The sequence below is a fragment of the Marinobacter sp. V032 genome (assembly GCF_052645435.1).
In genome coordinates this window covers 2,102,145-2,120,320 of sequence record NZ_JBQXYE010000001.1, presented here as the reverse complement: position 1 = coordinate 2,120,320, position 18,176 = coordinate 2,102,145, and the positions used below count along the sequence as shown (strand labels likewise).

Genomic DNA, 18,176 nt, shown 5'->3' with positions numbered 1-18,176 from the left:
CGCTAATCTAGTGGCGCAACCGACGACAGGCTTGCAAAAATCTACGATTGTTTTACAAAAATGTCTTTTTTCACACCATAACAGACTGACTGTCACGCTTGCGCAATGCAGATGGCGTTACACCGCGGTGCTTTTTCATCGCATTGGTGAGCGCACCCTGGCTGGAAAAACCGGTTCGGAAACTGATATCGGCGAGTGAACTGCGAGACTGCACCATCAGATCGGTGGCCCGCTCGAGTCGAGCCTGGATAATGTATTGGTGAGGGCTGATACCGGTCATTTCCCGGAATATTTCGTGGAAGCGACTGACACTGAGACAGGATTCTGCCGCCAGCTCGCGTATGGTGATCTTTCTGTGGAGGTTTTTGCGGACGTAATGTCGAATGGTTTCAACATTAAAACAATGGCGTTTTTTCCGCGATGCCTGGTCGCCGACCAGACGTGAGGACAGACAATGCATGATGCCGGCGGCAAAATGATTATGGAGAGAAAGGTTGTCAGGAGCCTGATTCAGCTCTGAGGCACACAAATGAATCAGGCACTGCAGCCTTTCATCCATGTCCAGATGAAGTGGCCGGTCAAATAATGGTGCCAGCCGATCATATTCACTGTGAAGCGGGTTGGATAATGCCGGAGCCCGGGCATCCAGATCAATCACCAGGACATGGTTGGCATCGTTGCCAAAGAAGTCGTGCCGGGTTGCGGTCGGCACCAGACAGGCACGCCGGGTACCCAGATCGACACCCCAGCCATCACCCGCAAGGCCAGAGTGACCCTGCAAACCGATCACAACCTGATGATGCTCGTGTTCGTGCTGGTGCGCGTTTTCCGGCAATTTGACTACTTTGGCATTCAGCATAGAGGGCTTTTGGCCAACTTTAATGACTGAATGTTCATTAAACCATACTGAGCACCCAGATTCATCCCGACCAAAGCCTCACAACCTCTTATGCGCACTATCGGCATGATGACGCCATCGAAACCGTCTCCGTCAGGCCGCAAATTCAACTCCGACTTCACTACCGGTGCACCATTTTACTTTCGCAGTACGATCGCCAATGCGCGGGTGTCGCAACCTGACATCGCCACCGGTGCTAACCGAGCCGTTGCCGCTATAGTAAAGTCGTGCTCCGGATTCCGACATATCGAGCAACGTACATACCTCTCCGACATCCGGCATATCGGCAACCGAAAGTGACTCCGGCAACGTGAGCCTTAAATGGCGACGCTCGTGAAACACCTGACAACCCTGACTCAGGGCCTGGCGAAGATTGGCGCCATTGTGAAAATTGCCGCCGGCTTCAAGGCGATCCAGCGCAGCAATGTGAATTTTTTCGGTAACGGCCGGCTCCATTGACTTCGCTTCTCTTTGCACCTCACCAATAACACGTTGATGTGGGCGCATCAGGCGATAGGGCAAGCGATAGCTATCGTGCAACGTCCCCTTGAACCGCTCGTTGGGATCCGAGCTGAACACACTGCCGATTTGCCACTCCAGCCCCTGTTGATTGGCCTGGCCAATCATGAACTGAAGCGCAATATCGGCCAGTGCCGCATCCGGGTAACCACCGCCAATATCCCCATGCACGCCAGGCAACCAAACCTGTAACGTCCGCCGGGAAGTGGAATCCCGCGCCACCCTGGTTGCATCCGGAGAGTGTGTCCAAAGATCTGGCTTGAACGGCCCTCGCAATTCGTCAATCGCCAGTGCCTGAACGGCATAGGACACCGAGTCAGAAAGCTGCGTGTCGTGAAACCCTATCCAAGGCCGGGACAGGCGCCGCAGCCCCGGAACCGGCAGCCCCAATGCACCCACCGTATCGAAAACACCGAGAAACCGTATTGGAATACGGCGACTGGACTGACGCAGTTCCTCGACCAACGCAGCATTCGGCACATTATCCCGGTCCTCCCCGGGTGAGGCTCGATACCAGCGGTAAGCGTCCGGCAGGTGCTTCATCTCGGCCTTGCCAATAAGCCCGACCATATGAATAAAGCCCGCCAGGCTGCGCACTGTGTATGCACCACGACTGAAACCCAGCAGGTAAATATCATCACCAGGCGCCCAGTTATGGGCGATAAAACGGTAAGCCTGAATCAGGTTTGCGGACAGCCCAACGCCCAGCAGTCCACCGAGCCATCGGTCGACCCCACCACGGTTACCGATGCCTTCATCGTAAAAAACCACTTGATCGCGGCGGCCTGAATGGGCCTTTAGTGCACGCACACACTTGAGGATATTGGACGGGACCGTAGATTTTGATTCAGTTTCTGGCTGATTCCAGGTGCCGTCGCAGCAAATAACAATTGCCTTGGACATCGATTCACCTCCACGCTCGGCTTACACCTGACAACAGGTGACCGACTGCATGCAGGGTCCACCGGGAAAACCGGGCTCCGGCTCGCACCTCCATCGGATACTCGAGGCACATATAGAATAGGACGTTTTTTGACCAACACTTGTAGACTAGCAGACAACGCTCAATAGAGTTAGCACAGTCTCACGCTGAAACGGAGCGAGCCAGAATGCCATCCAGCGCTTGCCCGAGAGAATGACTGACAGCATCCAGTGCTTGAGTGGCGTCAATCACGTGATAGCGTTCAGGCCATTGGGCTGCCCGCTCAAGATAGGTTTGGCGAATGCGATCGAAAAATGCCACTGTCTCTCGCTCGAAGCGATCCAACTCACCTCGCTTTCGTGCCCGCGACATGCCAACTTCGACGGGCGCGTCCAGCAGTACCACATGATCGGGCCTCAATACCCCCTGCACCAGATTTTCAAGCAGACTGATATTGGCCTGGGACACACCACGCCCGCCCCCCTGGTAGGCATAAGTTGCATCGGTAAAACGATCGCACAGCACCCATTTTCCGGCTTCGAGATGCGGTTTGATTAGGGTTTCAAGATGTTGAGAGCGTGCCGCGAACATCAACAGCAACTCAGTCATATCCGCCACCTTCTCTTCCCTGGGTTGCAACAGCAACTCGCGAATGGACTCCGCCAAGGGCGTTCCACCCGGCTCCCGCGTGACAATAAAATCGATATCACGGGCTTTCAGCCAACTGGCTGCGTACTCAAGCTGGGTGGATTTTCCAACGCCCTCGGTGCCTTCGAAGGTAATAAAGAAACCTGATTTCATGGTGTGGCCTGTCTCTCTATTGCGTTGCTGGCGATGAACGGTAATCCGAACGACGACGAAGCTGAAATTCACGCACCGCACGCTGATGTTCTTTAAACGTTCTGGAAAAAGTATGAGAGCCATCGCCACGCGCAACAAAGTACAGTGTATCTCCTGGCGCAGGATGCAGTGCTGCATGTATCGCTTCTCTGCCCGGCAAGGCGATGGGGGTCGGCGGTAAACCGGATATGCGATAGGTGTTGTACGGAGTCGCCGTGCGCAGGTGCTTGCGAGTGATGTTGCCCTCGTAGCTCTCTCCCAGACCATAGATGACAGTGGGGTCTGTCTGAAGCCGCATACCTTTCTGCAGGCGCCGGACAAATACACCGGCAATCTGGCCACGCTCTTCCGGCACACCGGTTTCTTTCTCTACAATGGACGCCATGGTCAACGCGTCATAGGCCGTTTCATACGGCAGGCCGTCTGCCCGACCGGCCCATTCCTCCGCTAATAGCGACGCCATGCGATCATAAGCGCGTTGCAGGATGTCGAGATCGCTATCGCTGCTTGAAAAGACATAGGTATCCGGGAAAAAACGGCCTTCAGGGAACTCTTCGGGCTTTCCAAGTTTTGCCATGATCTGCTCGTCTGTCAGATCGGCAATCGTCTGGTCTAACTTCGGATGTTCGGTGAGCGCCTTGCGCAACTCACTAAAACGCCAGCCTTCAATAAACCGAACGGTCCAGGTTTTGGTATCCCCGCGCACCATCTTGCCAATCATGTCGTGCGCATCTGCGCCGGGACCAAACTCGTACTCACCAGCCTTGATCAGCGTTTCATCAGGATTGATTCGACCCCAGACCTTGAGCCAGAAAGCACTACTGACCAGGCCTCGCTGTTCCAGAGCCTGAGCCACAGAAGTGAACGAACTGCCCTGCTCAACTTTAAACAGAACAGGCTGTTCGAGAGATGCCGGCGTTTCCAGCCCCTTCAACCCCTGCCAGATCCAAAGACCTGTTCCGCTGGCGACCAGAACAGCACCAAGCAGCGCAACTAATATAATTCGTTTGAGCAAAGTCAGGACCCAACAGCGTCAGAAAGAAAGGAAACGATTGTGGCAAGGCGGTCAGAGATAGGCAACTGAAAGCGATCAATCCGTTTCACTGGTAACGCGCCCATCACGCTGTTCGTGAGTATCAACCCTCCGAAATCACGGCGATAAAGCATCGCCATTGAAAGAGGGTACTCCTCCACAGGTGCGTTTTGCGTATTCAGGTGGTCAATCAAAGCCGCTCGCGCCACCCCCGCAACCGCCAGCGATGATACTGGAGGTGTCACCCAGGTATTACCCAGCAAGCAAAAAAGATTGGTACGCGTACCCTCGATAAGGCAGCCTGCGCTGTCACACATCAGCACGTCGAACCATCCAGGCTGTATCTCGCGACTGGCCTGTACCTGAGCGAGACGATTTAAGGATTTCACGCCTGCAATAGCCGGATCCACTACCAGCGCCGATCTGGCAATGCCTACCTCGACGCCACTGCGATCAGGCGGCGCCGGTAACGGATGCGCACTGATAATAAGGCGGGACGTAGGATTTTCAGGCGGCAGATACCCACGGCCTCCTGAGCCACGGGTCAGCATCATTTTCAGGATCCATCCCTCGCTATCCTGCGGGAACTCAGACTGAAAATGCACCAAGGCAGAATCGACTGCACCTGTCAGCTGATCACGCGTGAGCGGAATAGCGAGGCGGTTTGCCCCATCGAGCATCCGTCGCAGGTGATAGTCCAAAAGGGAGGGTTTTCCGTGCGCGATGCGCAAGGTTTCAAAGAGGCCATCGCCATAGGCCAGCCCGCGATCACTCGCGGGTACGCCCTGCTCGTCAGCCCATACCGTTTCAAGCACGTGCCGCACTAATCCTCGAAACGCTTGAAGATCAAAGTCCCGTTAGTGCCGCCAAAACCGAAGGAATTCGACAGGGTAACGTTGACGTTGGATTTGCGGGCTTTATGCGCCACAAAGTCCAGATCACACCCTTCATCAGGATTATCAAGATTGATGGTCGGCGGCAGCATATTGTCGCGAATAGCCAGCAGCGAAAAAATGGCTTCGACGGCACCGGCGGCACCCAGCAGGTGACCGGTCATCGATTTGGTACTGGAAATTGCCAGTTTGTTGGCGTGGTCCCCAAACACGGCCTTTACCGCTGCAACTTCTGCTACATCCCCTACCAGCGTGGAGGTACCGTGAGCATTGATATAATCAACGCCTGTAACATCAAGCCCGGCGTCTTTGAGCGCATTGCGCATCGACCGTTGGGCACCTTCACCATTTTCTGGCGGCGATGTGATGTGGTGGGCATCATCGCTCATACCAAAACCGACGACTTCACCATAAATGGTCGCGCCACGGCGACGGGCATGCTCAAGCTCTTCAAGCACCACTACACCGGCGCCATCGCTCAGTACAAATCCGTTCCGGTCTGTGTCCCAGGGACGGCTGGCCTTCTCGGGTTCGTCGTTGCGGGTCGACAAGGCTCTGGCGGCGCCGAACGCCGCGATTCCAGTTGGCGTGGTCGCCATTTCTGAACCGCCGGCAAGCATCACATCGGCATCGCCGTATTTAATTGTGCGTGCAGCATAACCGATGTTGTGCGTGCCAGTGGTGCAGGCAGTCGTAATCGCGATATTAGGCCCCTGGAAGCCGTATTTGATTGCGACATTACCGCCAATCATATTGATCACTGAGGCTGGAACAAAAAATGGCGAAACCTTGCGCGGACCGCCTGCTTCCAACGCTTTGACGTTACGCTCGATAAACTCGAGACCGCCAATACCCGAACCGATCGCAACACCAATACGTTCGGGGTCACAGGCGCCTTCGGCATCCAGCCCTGCACTTTCCACAGCCTGGCTCGCAGCAGCGACACCGTAGTGGAGAAACGCGTCCATTTTCCGGGCATCTTTGGCGCTGAGATAGCGCTCGAGGTCAAGGCCTTTGATGGCGCCACCGATACGGGTGTTGAAACCCTCAGCGTCAAACCGTTCGATCGGTCCAATGCCGCTTCGGCCAGCCAGTATGCCCTCCCAGGACGAGGCAACATCGTTGCCCAATGGAGACAGCATCCCAAGACCAGTGACTACCACACGTCGTCCAGACATTATTCATCCACCTATTGCATCATCAGATATCGGCGTTGCTGAATTATCCTGCACTATATGTTGCAGCAACCAACACCCCTTTCAGCGGGCTGATCAAAACCCACCCGGAAAACCAGGTAAACGCGGGAGCGTTTATCTCAAACGCCCATGACGGTTCCATGACAATAGCAAAATGCCATGAAACTATCGTTTACGAAATCTGCCGCTGATCAAATCTGCGGAAATCTTTATCAGCCGACAGGAAAAGACCTGCCCGTCGCACATTGGCCCGGACAAGCGGCAGACTGTCGGCCTGAAAGCCAAATAAAAAAGCCGTCCTTTACTTCAAAATAAGGACGGCCTCTGCTTGGCTTTCAATACTTACTGAGTATCAGGTATGTGCGACGATGTAATCGATCGCATCCTGTACACTCGCGAGCTTTTCCGCTTCTTCATCAGGAATCTCGGTCTCGAACTCTTCTTCGAGGGCCATGACCAGCTCAACGGTGTCCAGTGAATCCGCGCCCAGATCCTCTACGAAAGAAGACGTGTTCTGAACTTCAGAATCCTTAACGCCCAGTTGTTCACAAACAATCTTCTTAACGCGCTCTTCGACTGTACTCATATTTTCCTCACTTAATTACCAACCAAGCACTGATTTGCGTGCAGTTTAGTTTAATCCCCACCCGCAAACAAGCAGGGTTTGAAGCTAAAGGCTTGTCGTTCAATGGCTTACGACAAACCCGCTTATCCCATGAACATACCACCGTTCACGTTGATGGATTCTCCGGTAATGTAGGCCGCTTCTGTTGATGCCAGAAAAGCGACAACCGCAGCAACCTCTTCAGGCTCACCAAGACGCCCCGCAGGAATGACTCCCATCATAGCGTCCCGTTGTGCCGCGTCCAGTTTCTTCGTCATATCGGTATCGATAAAACCCGGTGCAACACAATTTACGGTAATGCCCCGATTTGCCATTTCTTTTGCCAGGCTGCGACTCATACCTTCAACGCCAGCCTTGGCGGCACAGTAGTTGACCTGACCGGGATTACCCATGCCTGCAACCACTGAGCTGATGTTTATAATACGGCCCCAACGCGCCTTTGCCATTCCACGCAATACGGCTTTGCTGGTGCGGAAGATCGCGCTGAGATTGGTCGCGATGACGTCATCCCAGTCGCCTTCTTTCATTCTCATCAACAGGTTATCACGGGTAATGCCGGCGTTGTTGACCAAAATCAAAGGAGCGCCAGATTTTTCTGCAATGGCTTTCAGCCCTGAATCGACGCTATCCGCATCCGCCACATTCATGACAAGACCGTAACAACCCTGAGCATCGATTGACCGGAAATCTTCTGAAATCGACTCCGCGCCCTGCTCGGTTGTGGCTGTGCCGATAACAACAGCGCCCTTGGCGGCCAGAGCCCGGGCAATTTCACGGCCGATACCACGAGAAGCGCCGGTTACCAGCGCTACTTTGCCTTCCAAAGATGACATATCAAATCCTTTAATTTCGCGTTACCCGGCAAAGCCGTCCAGCGCCTTTTGCAATGCCGCCTTGTTCTCAATACTGAAGACCGACATGTCCCGCTCAATACGTTTCACCAGTCCGGCCAGCACCTTGCCCGCGCCACACTCCACTGCTGTGCCGACACCTTCTTCGCTCAGGTAGCGCACAGAGTCTGTCCACTGTACGGGTGAGTATAGCTGGCGCACCAGGTTCGCCTTCAGAGCGTCGCGATCCTGCTCAGGCGCCGCGTCTACATTCTGCACCACGGGTATGACCGCATCATTGAACTGAACGTCATCCAGCGCTTGCGCCAATTCATCGGCGGCGGGCTTCATCAGATCACAATGCGACGGCACGCTGACAGGCAAAGCCATCGCGCGCTTGGCACCTTTCGCCTTGCAGATATCAATTGCGCGATCGACCGCAGCGCTGTCGCCCGCAATGACCACCTGCCCCGGAGCATTGAAGTTCACGGCAGCCACGACGTCTCCATTGGCAGCCTCGCTACACGCTTCGATCACAGCGTTGTCGTCCAGCCCCAGAATGGCAGCCATTTTGCCCTGCCCTGCCGGAACGGCACTTTGCATTAGCTCGCCACGCAAGCGAACCAGCTTAACCGCGTCAAAAAAGTTCAGGCTCTCCGCCGCAACCAGCGCGCTATACTCGCCAAGGCTATGACCTGCCACAAAGTCCGGCCGGGGGCCGTCAGCGACAAACCACTGACGCCAGAGCGCGACACTTGCGGTCAACAGCAACGGTTGCGTAATAGCGGTAGCATTCAGCTCTTCCTCAGGCCCTTTCTGACAGATGGCCCACAAATCAAAGCCCAGCACCTGGGACGCTTCGGAGAATGTTTTTGCAACGATAGGCCAAGTTTCTTCGGCTTCGGCAAGCATGCCGATAGATTGGGAACCCTGCCCTGGGAAAAGAAATGCTGATTTCATGATGATCAGTCTACTCCTGTTTGGTATCTGAGAAGATTAGCCAATGGTACAAGCCTTTGCCTCCCAAAACACGAGGGGTTAGATCATCAATTCGTCCAGTTGCTCATTGATTCGTCGCGGCACTTCGAGCTGGATCTCTCGATGGGCTTGGCGGATTGCGGCCAACATCGCCCTTTCATTCGCGTTGCCGTGACTTTTAATCACAACGCCCTGAAGCCCGAGAAGGCTGGCACCATTGTGACGGGAAGGATCGATCGTTCTGAGCAGGCGCGCTATTGTAGGACGGGCCAGCCAGCCAACAAAACGGCCATACAAGGTTTTGCTGAAGGCCTGGTCCAGCAGCTCCATTAACATGGTGGCGACGCCCTCGCCTGTTTTCAGTGCAATGTTGCCGACAAACCCGTCGCACACCACCACATCCGCAACATCCCTGAACAAGTCACTACCTTCCACGTAGCCGATGTAGTTGAGCGATTCACACTGGGCCAGCATATGGGAAGCGAGCCTGACCTGCTCGTTACCCTTGATCTCTTCTTCACCCACGTTGAGAAGAGCGACCCGAGGCTCCTGCAGGTTGTTGATCGCCGCCGCCATCAACGACCCCATCAACGCAAACTGATAGAGGTTTTCGGCTCCGGCATCGACATTGGCGCCAAGATCCAGCACGTGGCAGCGTCCGCGCAAGGAAGGAATTTGCTTGACGATCGCTGGACGCTCGATACCGGGATACATTCGCAGCAGCGAACGACCAAACGCCATTAACGCACCGGTATTGCCGGCACTGACGCACCCTTGGGCCTCGCCATCTCGCACAAGACGAAGCGCCACCGCCATTGACGAATGCTGCTTATGTCGTAAGGCGTGCGATGGGCGCTCGTTCATCCGGACAACTTCAACCGCCTCGACAATGCGAATGCGGGGATGCTGCGGCTCAACCAAAAAAGCCTCGAGCTCACTCTGTTGACCTACCAGAATGATGCTCAAGGCCTCATTTTCGCGCACAGCGTCCAGCGCCGCAGCGACAGCAACGGCGGGACCGCGGTCACCGCTCATCGCGTCAATGGCAATGGTGAAAGATTTCACCGGTTACCCTTCACACGCACAGGAACAACCCGGAATACCGCGCCATTCCATAACGATTACTCGTCGCGCGCTTCAACCACTTGCTTTCCACGGTAAAAACCGTCTGGAGAAACGTGGTGACGACGATGCACTTCACCTGTTGTTGAATCAACAGACAGGGTTGCTGCAGACAGCGCATCGTGTGAACGACGCATACCGCGCTTGGAGCGGGTCTTACGATTCTTTTGTACAGCCATGGTGTTACTCCTGAGCTAAAAATGACAAAGTCCCAAAGCCACCGTTTAAAGGCTGTGGGTCAATTCTGAGACGCACCTGAATCAGTGCTGGTCTTTTTTCTTGAGCTCCGCCAGCACGCTGAACGGATTCTCTCGTTTTTCCGGTTCCTCGGATCCGACTACTTCATCCGTACGCTCAAATTCCTCAAGCGCTTCGGACGCCGGGCACTCCTCCCGCTCATGCAACGGAAAAGGCGGAACAGCAAGCAGTAGCTCGTCTTCAACCATCTGCCAGAGATCAGCCTCAAAATCCTTCATCAGGAAAGGCTCATACTCTCGCGGCAGCTGACGCGCCTGGTCATCGCTGATCACAAGACCCAACACGAAATCGGACGACAGAGTTGTCCGAAGCGCAGACATACAACGCTGACACTCCAGTACCACTGACGTATTCAGGCGACCTTCGATAATTCGCCGCTTTTCCGGGTCGCGCCCGAACTGCAATACCACACTGACTTCACCTTCCGGATCATGCAAAACTTCAGCAAATCGGGTCAGTGAACGCAAAGGGACTACACCTTCAAGACTGACGCTCTGTTCCGCCAGCTTGCTGGGATCCACTAATCTGGGCAGTTCGGTATTTGACATAGGCGCGCAATTTTAGGGCTCTGCCCGCCCGCTGTCAAAGAGTTATGTACCTGATCGTGGGAACTACCGAGAGAACCAAGCGATTTGGTTCAGAACCCAGACATTTTCCGCTATGCTCAAGCGCCAAAGCCACAGCGCATTCGGAGCTTTTCGTGAATACCCGGCCTCTTCTGCTTGCCTCATCCTCCCCTTACCGGAAAGCACTACTGGAGCGGCTGAGACTACCGTTCACCTGCGCAAGCCCGGATATCGACGAGACCGCCCTGCCCTCGGAATCCGCCGAAACGCTAACACTGCGGCTAGCCGAACAAAAAGCCCGAGCCCTCGCCAACGAATACCCGCGCCATCTGATTATCGGATCGGATCAGGTCGCACTGCTACCGAACGGGCAAATCCTGACCAAGCCCGGGCACTATGACGCCGCCTTCCAACAACTTCAGGCCAGTAGCGGCCAAGCCGTCACGTTTCTCACCGGCCTGGCTGTGCTGGATGCGGAAAGCGGCAAAGTGCAACGGACATGCGAAACTTTCAAGGTCCACTTCCGACCACTCTCGGCAACTGATATCGAGCACTACCTGCTCACCGAAGAACCCTATGACTGCGCTGGCAGCTTTAAAATGGAGGGGCTTGGCATCAACCTGTTCAGCCGCTTTGAAGGGAGAGATCCGAATAGCCTGATCGGCCTCCCCCTGATCGCGCTGATCGACCTGCTACATGCGCTTGATGTCGATCCACTGGCGATGGCCTATCGCAACTCCACCCGCGACTGAAGCAGCTCACTGGCCACACCGCTTCCCAGCGACACACCCAGCTGATCAATAAGCTGCTTGAGCTGGGATGGTCGACGACTGTAATCAACCAACTCTTCGGCGCCAACCACTTCCCGGGCAACATAGCTTGAACTACCCAGGCCGTCGATCAACCCCAGATCCAGCGCCTGCTCGCCTGTCCAGACCAACCCACTGAAGAGCCTGCTATCATCTTTCAGCCGATCACCACGCCCTTCTTTTACCTGCTCGATAAACTGCTGGTGCGTGGTATCCAATACGTCTTGCCAGAATGCAACTTCCTTGTCGTTCTCCGGAGTAAAGGGGTCAAGAAACGCCTTGTTTTCGCCAGAAGTGTATAGCCGCCGCTCCACACCCAGCTTATCCATCAAACCGGTAAAACCGAAGCCACCGGCGACAACACCAATAGAACCGACAAGACTCGCCTTGTCGGCATAAATCTCATCTGCTGCTGCAGCGATGTAATACGCACCCGAAGCACCAATATCGGAGATCACCGCATAGACCTTTTTGTCCGGGTGTTCGGCTCGCAAGCGCTCAATCTCATCATTGATATAACCGGACTGGACCGGACTTCCCCCCGGACTATTGATGCGCAGTACAACCGCCTTGGCTTCCGGCTCATCAAAGGCTTCGCGAAGCGCCGTCACCACACTGTCGGCATTTGCCTCCTCATCGGCGGCAATCGGGCCGTTGATCTGGATCAACGCGGTATGTTCACCACCTACTTTTTCGAACCCGGACTGCACGGGGGCATACAGAAGAAAAAGAATCACAAACAAATAGATAAAAGTCAGGGATTTGAAAAAAATGCCCCAACGACGACTTTTTCGTTGCTCTGCCTGCGATGACAGCACCAGCTTCTCGATCAACCTCCAGTCGCGACCGCTCTCAGACTGCTGAGCCACTGAAGATGAAGGTACACTCTGATCGCCCCAGCCAGGGTTTTTATCACGATCCCAATCCGACATTTATCCATCCCTTTTAACTACGTTAACTGCAATTACTCAGACAAGCTTCAGTGCATCCCGCAAAGCAGGCACCGAATCCACGACTGCAAACGGCGCAAACGCGGATAAACGATCCCGCTTGTGCACCCCCCATTCAACACCGATCGCCGGCATCCCCATACGCTGCGCCATGTCGAGGTCGTAAACCGTGTCACCAATCATCACCGCCTCTTCGGGCGCAATTCCAAAATGCTGCACAATTTCCTTGAGCATCGTAGGGTCAGGCTTTGATCGTGTTTCATCAGCACAGCGCGTGATCGCGAAATGAGCGCCAAGCCCGCTACTCTCGAGTGCCAACGATAATCCCCGACGGCTCTTTCCTGTCGCAACCGCCAACCCCGATGAACGACCACCAAGATCCACGAGCACATCTTTCATGCCGGCGAATACATTCTGCGGCGTCGTCTTTTTGCTGAAAAAATAATGGCCATAACCTTCCCGGATCGATTTCATCTCGTCACGACTCAATCCCGGATACAGCTTTTCCAGCGCCTCGACCATTCCCAGGCCGATGATATCCCGATAGGCCTCGCGCTCCCGCGCAGGATAGCCGAGCTCTGTTGCGGCCTGCTGCAGGCTATCGGCGATGTGCTCAACCGAATCCACCAGCGTTCCATCCCAATCAAAAATAACAACCTTCGGGTTCATGGTACGACTGACTCCGTGTAATAAATGACTTTAACTGGACGCTTTACCGGTTCGACGCTCCCGCAGCCGACGCACCGTTGTGTCAAAAACAGCATCGTAGGGTGCCTCAAAACGCTCCTGCCGGCCATCAGGTAATACCAGACTCAATGCGAATGCATGCAACATCAGCCGCTGGCCACCCTGGGTCCTGAACGCGCGCAAACTGACATCATCCATATACTTGTCATCACCCGCGATCGGATGACCGCCGTAGGCACTGTGCACCCGAATTTGATGCGTGCGACCGGTAACAGGGTATGCCTGGACGAGGCTGTAGCCATCAAACAATTCGAGCAACTGGTACCGCGTTAGCGCGCTCTTGCCGACCTCGGAGACTTTTACCATCCGCTCACCCGACTTTAATTCGTAACGCTCCAGCGGCACATTCACTTCTGTGCAACTGGCCGGCCAGTGACCCGCAACGAGCGCATGATAGTGCTTCACCACTCTTCGCTGGCGAATCTCTTCCTGCAAGTGGCGCAGCGCTGCTCGCTTCTTCGCCACCATGATCAGCCCCGAGGTATCGCGATCGAGGCGGTGAACCAGCTCAAGGAAGCGTGCATCCGGCCTCGAAGCCCGCAACGCCTCGATCAGACCAAAACTCAATCCGCTCCCCCCATGCACCGCGATCCCCTGGGGCTTGTTCACCACGAGCATTTGCTCGTCCTCGTAAATGACCGCAGCCTCCATCACCTTCTGCACGCGGGATCCCGGCATCGGGCCGACAGGCTTCTCTTTCTGAACAACAGGCGGAATGCGCACCTGATCCCCCGCCTCCAGACGCGTATCGGGCTTCGCCCGCTTCTTGTTTATACGGACCTCCCCTTTGCGAACGATCCGGTAAACCACACTTTTGGGCACACCCTTGAGCTTGGTCAGCAGAAAATTATCCAGCCGCTGGCCGGCACCGTCCTCATCAATATCAACCCAGCGCACCTCGCTTTTGACTGCCTCGCCGGCGCCCTGTTGCGGCGACATACTGCTGGCAGGCGTACCCACCGAGGCAGATTGCGGTATTGATGACGGTGCCGATTTACGCTTCCCCCGGTTCGCAGCAGGGGACTTTTTCATGCTTGCTTTTCGAGAGTCTTTTTTCCGGGGTGGTTTGGCCATGGGTTGGCGGCGTCCTGGGTGGTGACTTTGCAGGATTGACGGCTCTGGGTATTACTGTTATGTTCCGGCCTGCTTTTATGCTCAAAATCTCAGCGCTCTCTCGACAATCCTGAGCGAGCCGCCTGAGTCAGATGAGCCCGAAGTATACCGACACTATTCGAGACTTTGAAAGCCAACGGTTGGTTATCTCGACGACCGTTTTGCTATGTAAAAGGCTCCATCCCGGCAACCGTCGATCCGTTTTAAGATCCAGAGTTCGGGATGGATATTTGATCAATCCGCACGGAAAGCCGGCGGGTGACATCGCGAAGAATCATTGCAATCACGCCGGGTCGGGCCGTCCAGCTTACGAATATGACGTGAGACCTAGACACCGGAGTGAACTTGAACTGGATAACATGCGCCAACTGACACTGAATCGTTACGGTATATTCCTGCTTTTGCTGGAAGAACTGGCCGCTAGCCTTTTGAACCGCGCGGAACGGATGACCGTTACCGCCTGATTGTGTCTGGCTGCTTGTTATTTTGCAGCCCGCTGTATCCTGCCTCGCCGATGAACGCCATTCAGGCCGGTTTCCGTCGTTAACCGACAGGAAACTCGTTCTTCATGAAAAGAATGCTCATCAATGCAACCCATCCGGAAGAGTTGCGCGTAGCCCTCGTAGACGGACAGCGTCTGTTTGACCTGGACATTGAAGCCAGCAACCGAGAGCAGAAAAAATCAAACATTTACAAGGGCAAGATCACCCGCATTGAGCCCAGCCTTGAAGCCGCTTTTGTCGATTTCGGCGCCGACCGCCACGGCTTCCTCCCACTGAAAGAAATTTCCAAGGAATACTTCAACAAGTCTCCGAAGGAAATTGAAGGCAAAATCAATATCAAAGACGTCCTGAACGAAGGTCAGGAAGTCATTATCCAGGTCGACAAGGAAGAGCGCGGCAACAAAGGCGCAGCTCTCACTACCTTTATCTCCCTAGCGGGCCGTTACCTGGTCCTGATGCCCAACAATGCCCGCGCTGGCGGCATCTCACGCCGCATTGAAGGCGAAGAACGCGCCCAACTGAAAGAAGCCATGAACGGTGTTGATGTCCCCCGTGACATGGGCGTGATCGTGCGCACAGCCGGCATTGGCCGCAGCTCCCAGGAACTCCAGTGGGATCTCAATTACCTGACCCAGATCTGGCAAGCCATCACTGAAGCTGCCGGCGGACGCAAAGCGCCCTTCCTGATCCACCAGGAAAGCAATGTCATCATCCGTGCCGTACGCGACTACCTTCGCCAGGACATCGGCGAAGTACTGATCGACTCCTCAGTCGTGCATGAAGATGTCCTGAACTTTGTTCAGGCCGTCATGCCGTCATTTGAGAACAAGATCAAGCTCTACAAAGATGATATCCCTCTGTTCAGCCGCTATCAGATAGAAGGCCAGATCGAAACGGCATTCCAGCGCGAGGTCAAACTCCCGTCTGGCGGTTCAATCGTTATCGATCCCACCGAAGCGCTGGTCTCAATTGACATCAACTCTTCGCGCGCGACCAAGGGTCACGACATCGAAGAGACGGCGCTACAGACCAACTTAGAGGCGGCAGAAGAGATCGCACGCCAGCTGCGCCTGCGTGATATCGGCGGCCTGATTGTCATCGACTTCATCGACATGACACCCGCCAAGCACCAACGCGAAGTAGAGCAGAAAGTCCGCGAAGCACTGGAAATCGATCGTGCACGCGTACAGGTTGGCAAAATCTCGCGCTTTGGCCTGCTCGAAATGTCCCGTCAGCGCCTGCGCCCATCACTCGGCGAAACCCGCAGTGAAGTCTGCCCACGTTGTGACGGCCAGGGCTCGATCCGCGGTATCGAATCACTCGCACTGAGCATCATGCGACTGATCTACGAAGAGTCGTCCAAGGACAAGACAGGCGAAGTCCGCGCGATTGTTCCGGTATCAGTCGCTACCTTCCTGCTAAATGAAAAGCGCAAGCAGCTGGCTGATATTGAGGCACGCCAGGAAGTCACCGTATTGGTTGTACCCAACCCGCACATGGATACGCCTCATTTTGAAATTCTGCGTGTGCGCGATGATGAAGTCGGCTCGGTAGAGCGTGCGTCAAGCTATGAAATCGCCGATGAATTCAAAGAAGACGACACACCGGAAACCCAGGTTGCACGTGAGCAGCCTCAGCGCGAAGAAGCTGCGGTTAAAGGGATTCGCCGCACAGCGCCCGCACCGGCTGCCAACGCTCCTGCAAAAGCAGCAACCGCACCAGCAGCCGCCGACCAGGAAGAAGGCCTGTTCAAGCGTCTGGGGCGCAAGCTTTCTGCCTTTTTCGGTGAAGAGTCATCAGAAGAGCGCAAGACCACAAGCACCGGTAATGCCCGCAATCAAAACCAGCGTCGCGATAATAGCGGTGGCCGCCAGGATCGCCGTAAGACCCGTGTCGCAAGGGATGACAACCGCAGCGAAAACAGCCGTGATGGCAACAAGCGTTCTGACAACAACCGTCGTCAGAACGACAGTGAAGGCGGCAACCGTCGCAACAACCGGAATCGCAAGCCGAACGAGCAACAGAACCGCGGTGACCGCAATGAGCGGCCTAACCAGAGATCGTCTGCGAAATCCGGTGGTGACCGCAACAACAACCGCAAAGAGTCCCGTAACGACGACAAGCGCGGTAATCGCGATCAGGATAACAACACTGCAGCACCGCAGCAGGATCAGAACACTCAGAGCAGCCCCAACCAGGGAGGCGAAGAGAAGCGCCGTCGTCCGCGCCGCCAGCGCAACCGCGATGGCTCTCCTGTAGATCCGGCGAACCGCCGTAGCGAAGAGCGCAAGCAAAACACTGCCGGGCCCCAAACAGATGCAGCAGCCAGCAAATCGGCTGAAAAGGCACCTGCGGCCTCTTCGAAAGTAGCCGATGCAAAACCTGCTGAGCAGTCAAAAACGGCTCAACCGCAAACTGCCGAAGCCAAACCGGCAGAACAGGCACCTGTTAAGGAGTACCGGACAACGGACGGTCGTACCGTGACCACTCCCCCTCCGGAATATCAAGCGCCGGAAAGAACTGCCAGCAAGCCCGAAACCGCAACAGCGGAAACAGCGCCGAAGGCAGACAAAGCGGAGACTCCGAAGATCGCCGAGAAGCCAGTTGAGAAAGTTGCAGAGAAAACCGCGGAGAAGCCGGCCGAGAAAGTAACACCAACGCCGGAAAACACACCTGCGGCGGACACACCAACCAAGCCTGAAAAAGCAGCAGCGCCTGCGCAAGCTAGCGAAGCGGCGCCGAAAGAAGCGGTCGCCAAACCCGCTCCAGAGAAGCCTGCTGAAAAGGCCTCGGAAGCCACTAAGCCAGCCGCTCCGGCCAAGCCTGAGAAACAGGAACAGGAAGCAACTGCTGATGCACCAAAGGCGGCGCCAGCTCCTTCTACTGAAAACGCAACGCCCGCGGCGAAGCCGGCTGAGCAACCAAAAACGGAAGCACCTGCACCCGCACCGGCGAAAAAGCCGGAGCCTGTAGCCGAAACGCCAGCGAAACCCGAAAAGCCTGCTGGCGAGCCAGCCCTCGCGGAATCGGGCCGGGCTTACAATGACCCTCGGGAAGTGCGCAAACGCCAGCGTGAGGCCGCACAGAAGGCCAAAGCGGCGGAAAATTCGGCGAAGGCAGAAGCTCCAGCCAAGGCTGAAAAGCCTGCTGAAGCGAACGCAGCTGAAAAGTCAGCGCCAACCAATGAAAACTCTGCCGCCTCCGATCCAGCCAAAGACTGATCGGTCACTACGCCCTGACAGCGCTGCTTAAAGCAGCCTGTTCAGCAGCGAAACGGATAGAGTTATTCAGTATGGACAGGCGGGATCAGGGTGTTATGCCCTGCCCGCCTTTTTTGATGTTCCGGACTAACCGACGGAATATTAAGCGGCGGT

General features: G+C 55.3%; 17 protein-coding genes. 2 read left to right on the top strand and 15 right to left on the bottom strand.

The features are described from left to right. Nucleotides 1-70 precede the first annotated feature (70 nt). The 12 genes from ACUN9X_RS09705 to ACUN9X_RS09650 form a co-directional block, all read right to left on the bottom strand. The gene (locus ACUN9X_RS09705; RefSeq protein WP_260035168.1) at nt 71-859 is read right to left on the bottom strand and encodes a helix-turn-helix transcriptional regulator; all 789 of its coding nucleotides are present in this window, start codon (nt 857-859) and stop codon (nt 71-73) included. Nucleotides 860-991: 132 nt separating this feature from the next. Beyond that, the gene (locus ACUN9X_RS09700) at nt 992-2,320 is read right to left on the bottom strand and encodes a phospholipase effector Tle1 domain-containing protein (protein WP_260035167.1); all 1,329 of its coding nucleotides are present in this window, start codon (nt 2,318-2,320) and stop codon (nt 992-994) included. A gap of 181 nt (nt 2,321-2,501) precedes the next feature. Beyond that, nucleotides 2,502-3,140, bottom strand: coding sequence for a dTMP kinase (gene tmk / locus ACUN9X_RS09695; protein ID WP_260035166.1), 639 nt, complete (start codon nt 3,138-3,140; stop codon nt 2,502-2,504). A gap of 16 nt (nt 3,141-3,156) precedes the next feature. Next, nucleotides 3,157-4,194, bottom strand: coding sequence for an endolytic transglycosylase MltG (gene mltG, locus ACUN9X_RS09690; RefSeq protein WP_260035165.1), 1,038 nt, complete (start codon nt 4,192-4,194; stop codon nt 3,157-3,159). A 2-nt stretch (nt 4,195-4,196) separates the two neighbouring features. Then, nucleotides 4,197-5,027 carry an aminodeoxychorismate lyase gene (gene pabC / locus ACUN9X_RS09685; protein ID WP_260035164.1) on the bottom strand — a complete coding sequence of 277 codons (831 nt, stop codon included), beginning with the start codon at nt 5,025-5,027 and terminating at the stop codon, nt 4,197-4,199. A gap of 8 nt (nt 5,028-5,035) precedes the next feature. Further along, a complete protein-coding gene (gene fabF, locus ACUN9X_RS09680) occupies nt 5,036-6,283 on the bottom strand; it encodes a beta-ketoacyl-ACP synthase II (protein WP_445472925.1) in 1,248 nt (415 codons plus the stop codon). Between the two features lie 370 nt (nt 6,284-6,653). Then, the gene (gene acpP / locus ACUN9X_RS09675; protein ID WP_260035161.1) at nt 6,654-6,887 is read right to left on the bottom strand and encodes an acyl carrier protein; all 234 of its coding nucleotides are present in this window, start codon (nt 6,885-6,887) and stop codon (nt 6,654-6,656) included. Between the two features lie 122 nt (nt 6,888-7,009). Continuing rightward, nucleotides 7,010-7,759 (bottom strand): 3-oxoacyl-ACP reductase FabG, encoded by a 750-nt coding sequence (fabG, locus tag ACUN9X_RS09670; protein WP_445472924.1) that lies wholly within the window; start codon nt 7,757-7,759, stop codon nt 7,010-7,012. Nucleotides 7,760-7,780: 21 nt separating this feature from the next. Then, the gene (gene fabD / locus ACUN9X_RS09665; protein ID WP_445472923.1) at nt 7,781-8,716 is read right to left on the bottom strand and encodes an ACP S-malonyltransferase; all 936 of its coding nucleotides are present in this window, start codon (nt 8,714-8,716) and stop codon (nt 7,781-7,783) included. Between the two features lie 78 nt (nt 8,717-8,794). Continuing rightward, nucleotides 8,795-9,799: a phosphate acyltransferase PlsX gene (plsX, locus tag ACUN9X_RS09660; RefSeq protein ID WP_260035159.1), complete on the bottom strand. Its 1,005-nt coding sequence runs from the start codon at nt 9,797-9,799 to the stop codon at nt 8,795-8,797. 56 nt (nt 9,800-9,855) lie between these two features. Next, nucleotides 9,856-10,035 (bottom strand): 50S ribosomal protein L32, encoded by a 180-nt coding sequence (rpmF, locus tag ACUN9X_RS09655; protein WP_260035158.1) that lies wholly within the window; start codon nt 10,033-10,035, stop codon nt 9,856-9,858. Nucleotides 10,036-10,116: 81 nt separating this feature from the next. Further along, a complete protein-coding gene (locus tag ACUN9X_RS09650) occupies nt 10,117-10,662 on the bottom strand; it encodes a YceD family protein (RefSeq protein ID WP_445472922.1) in 546 nt (181 codons plus the stop codon). A gap of 152 nt (nt 10,663-10,814) precedes the next feature. Here ACUN9X_RS09650 and ACUN9X_RS09645 point away from each other — a divergent pair, with 152 nt between their 5' ends. Continuing rightward, a complete protein-coding gene (locus tag ACUN9X_RS09645; RefSeq protein ID WP_445472921.1) occupies nt 10,815-11,432 on the top strand; it encodes a Maf family protein in 618 nt (205 codons plus the stop codon). Here the strand turns inward: ACUN9X_RS09645 and ACUN9X_RS09640 are convergent. From ACUN9X_RS09640 to rluC, 3 genes are read right to left on the bottom strand one after another with little or no spacing between them, the layout of a single operon-like run. Next, entirely contained in the window at nt 11,408-12,421 is a 1,014-nt protein-coding gene (locus ACUN9X_RS09640; RefSeq protein WP_445472920.1) for a S49 family peptidase, read from the bottom strand. The two genes, ACUN9X_RS09645 and ACUN9X_RS09640, sit on opposite strands and share 25 nt — an antisense overlap. A gap of 36 nt (nt 12,422-12,457) precedes the next feature. After that, complete coding sequence (locus ACUN9X_RS09635; RefSeq protein ID WP_260035152.1) at nt 12,458-13,108, bottom strand: HAD family hydrolase; 651 nt, start codon at nt 13,106-13,108, stop codon at nt 12,458-12,460. A 30-nt stretch (nt 13,109-13,138) separates the two neighbouring features. Further along, nucleotides 13,139-14,125, bottom strand: a complete 987-nt coding sequence (rluC, locus tag ACUN9X_RS09630; RefSeq protein WP_445473206.1) for a 23S rRNA pseudouridine(955/2504/2580) synthase RluC — start codon at nt 14,123-14,125, stop codon at nt 13,139-13,141. Nucleotides 14,126-14,867: 742 nt separating this feature from the next. On the opposite strand from rluC, the gene rne reads away from it, so the two are divergent. Beyond that, nucleotides 14,868-18,023, top strand: coding sequence for a ribonuclease E (rne, locus tag ACUN9X_RS09625; protein WP_260035149.1), 3,156 nt, complete (start codon nt 14,868-14,870; stop codon nt 18,021-18,023). Nucleotides 18,024-18,176 lie beyond the last annotated feature (153 nt).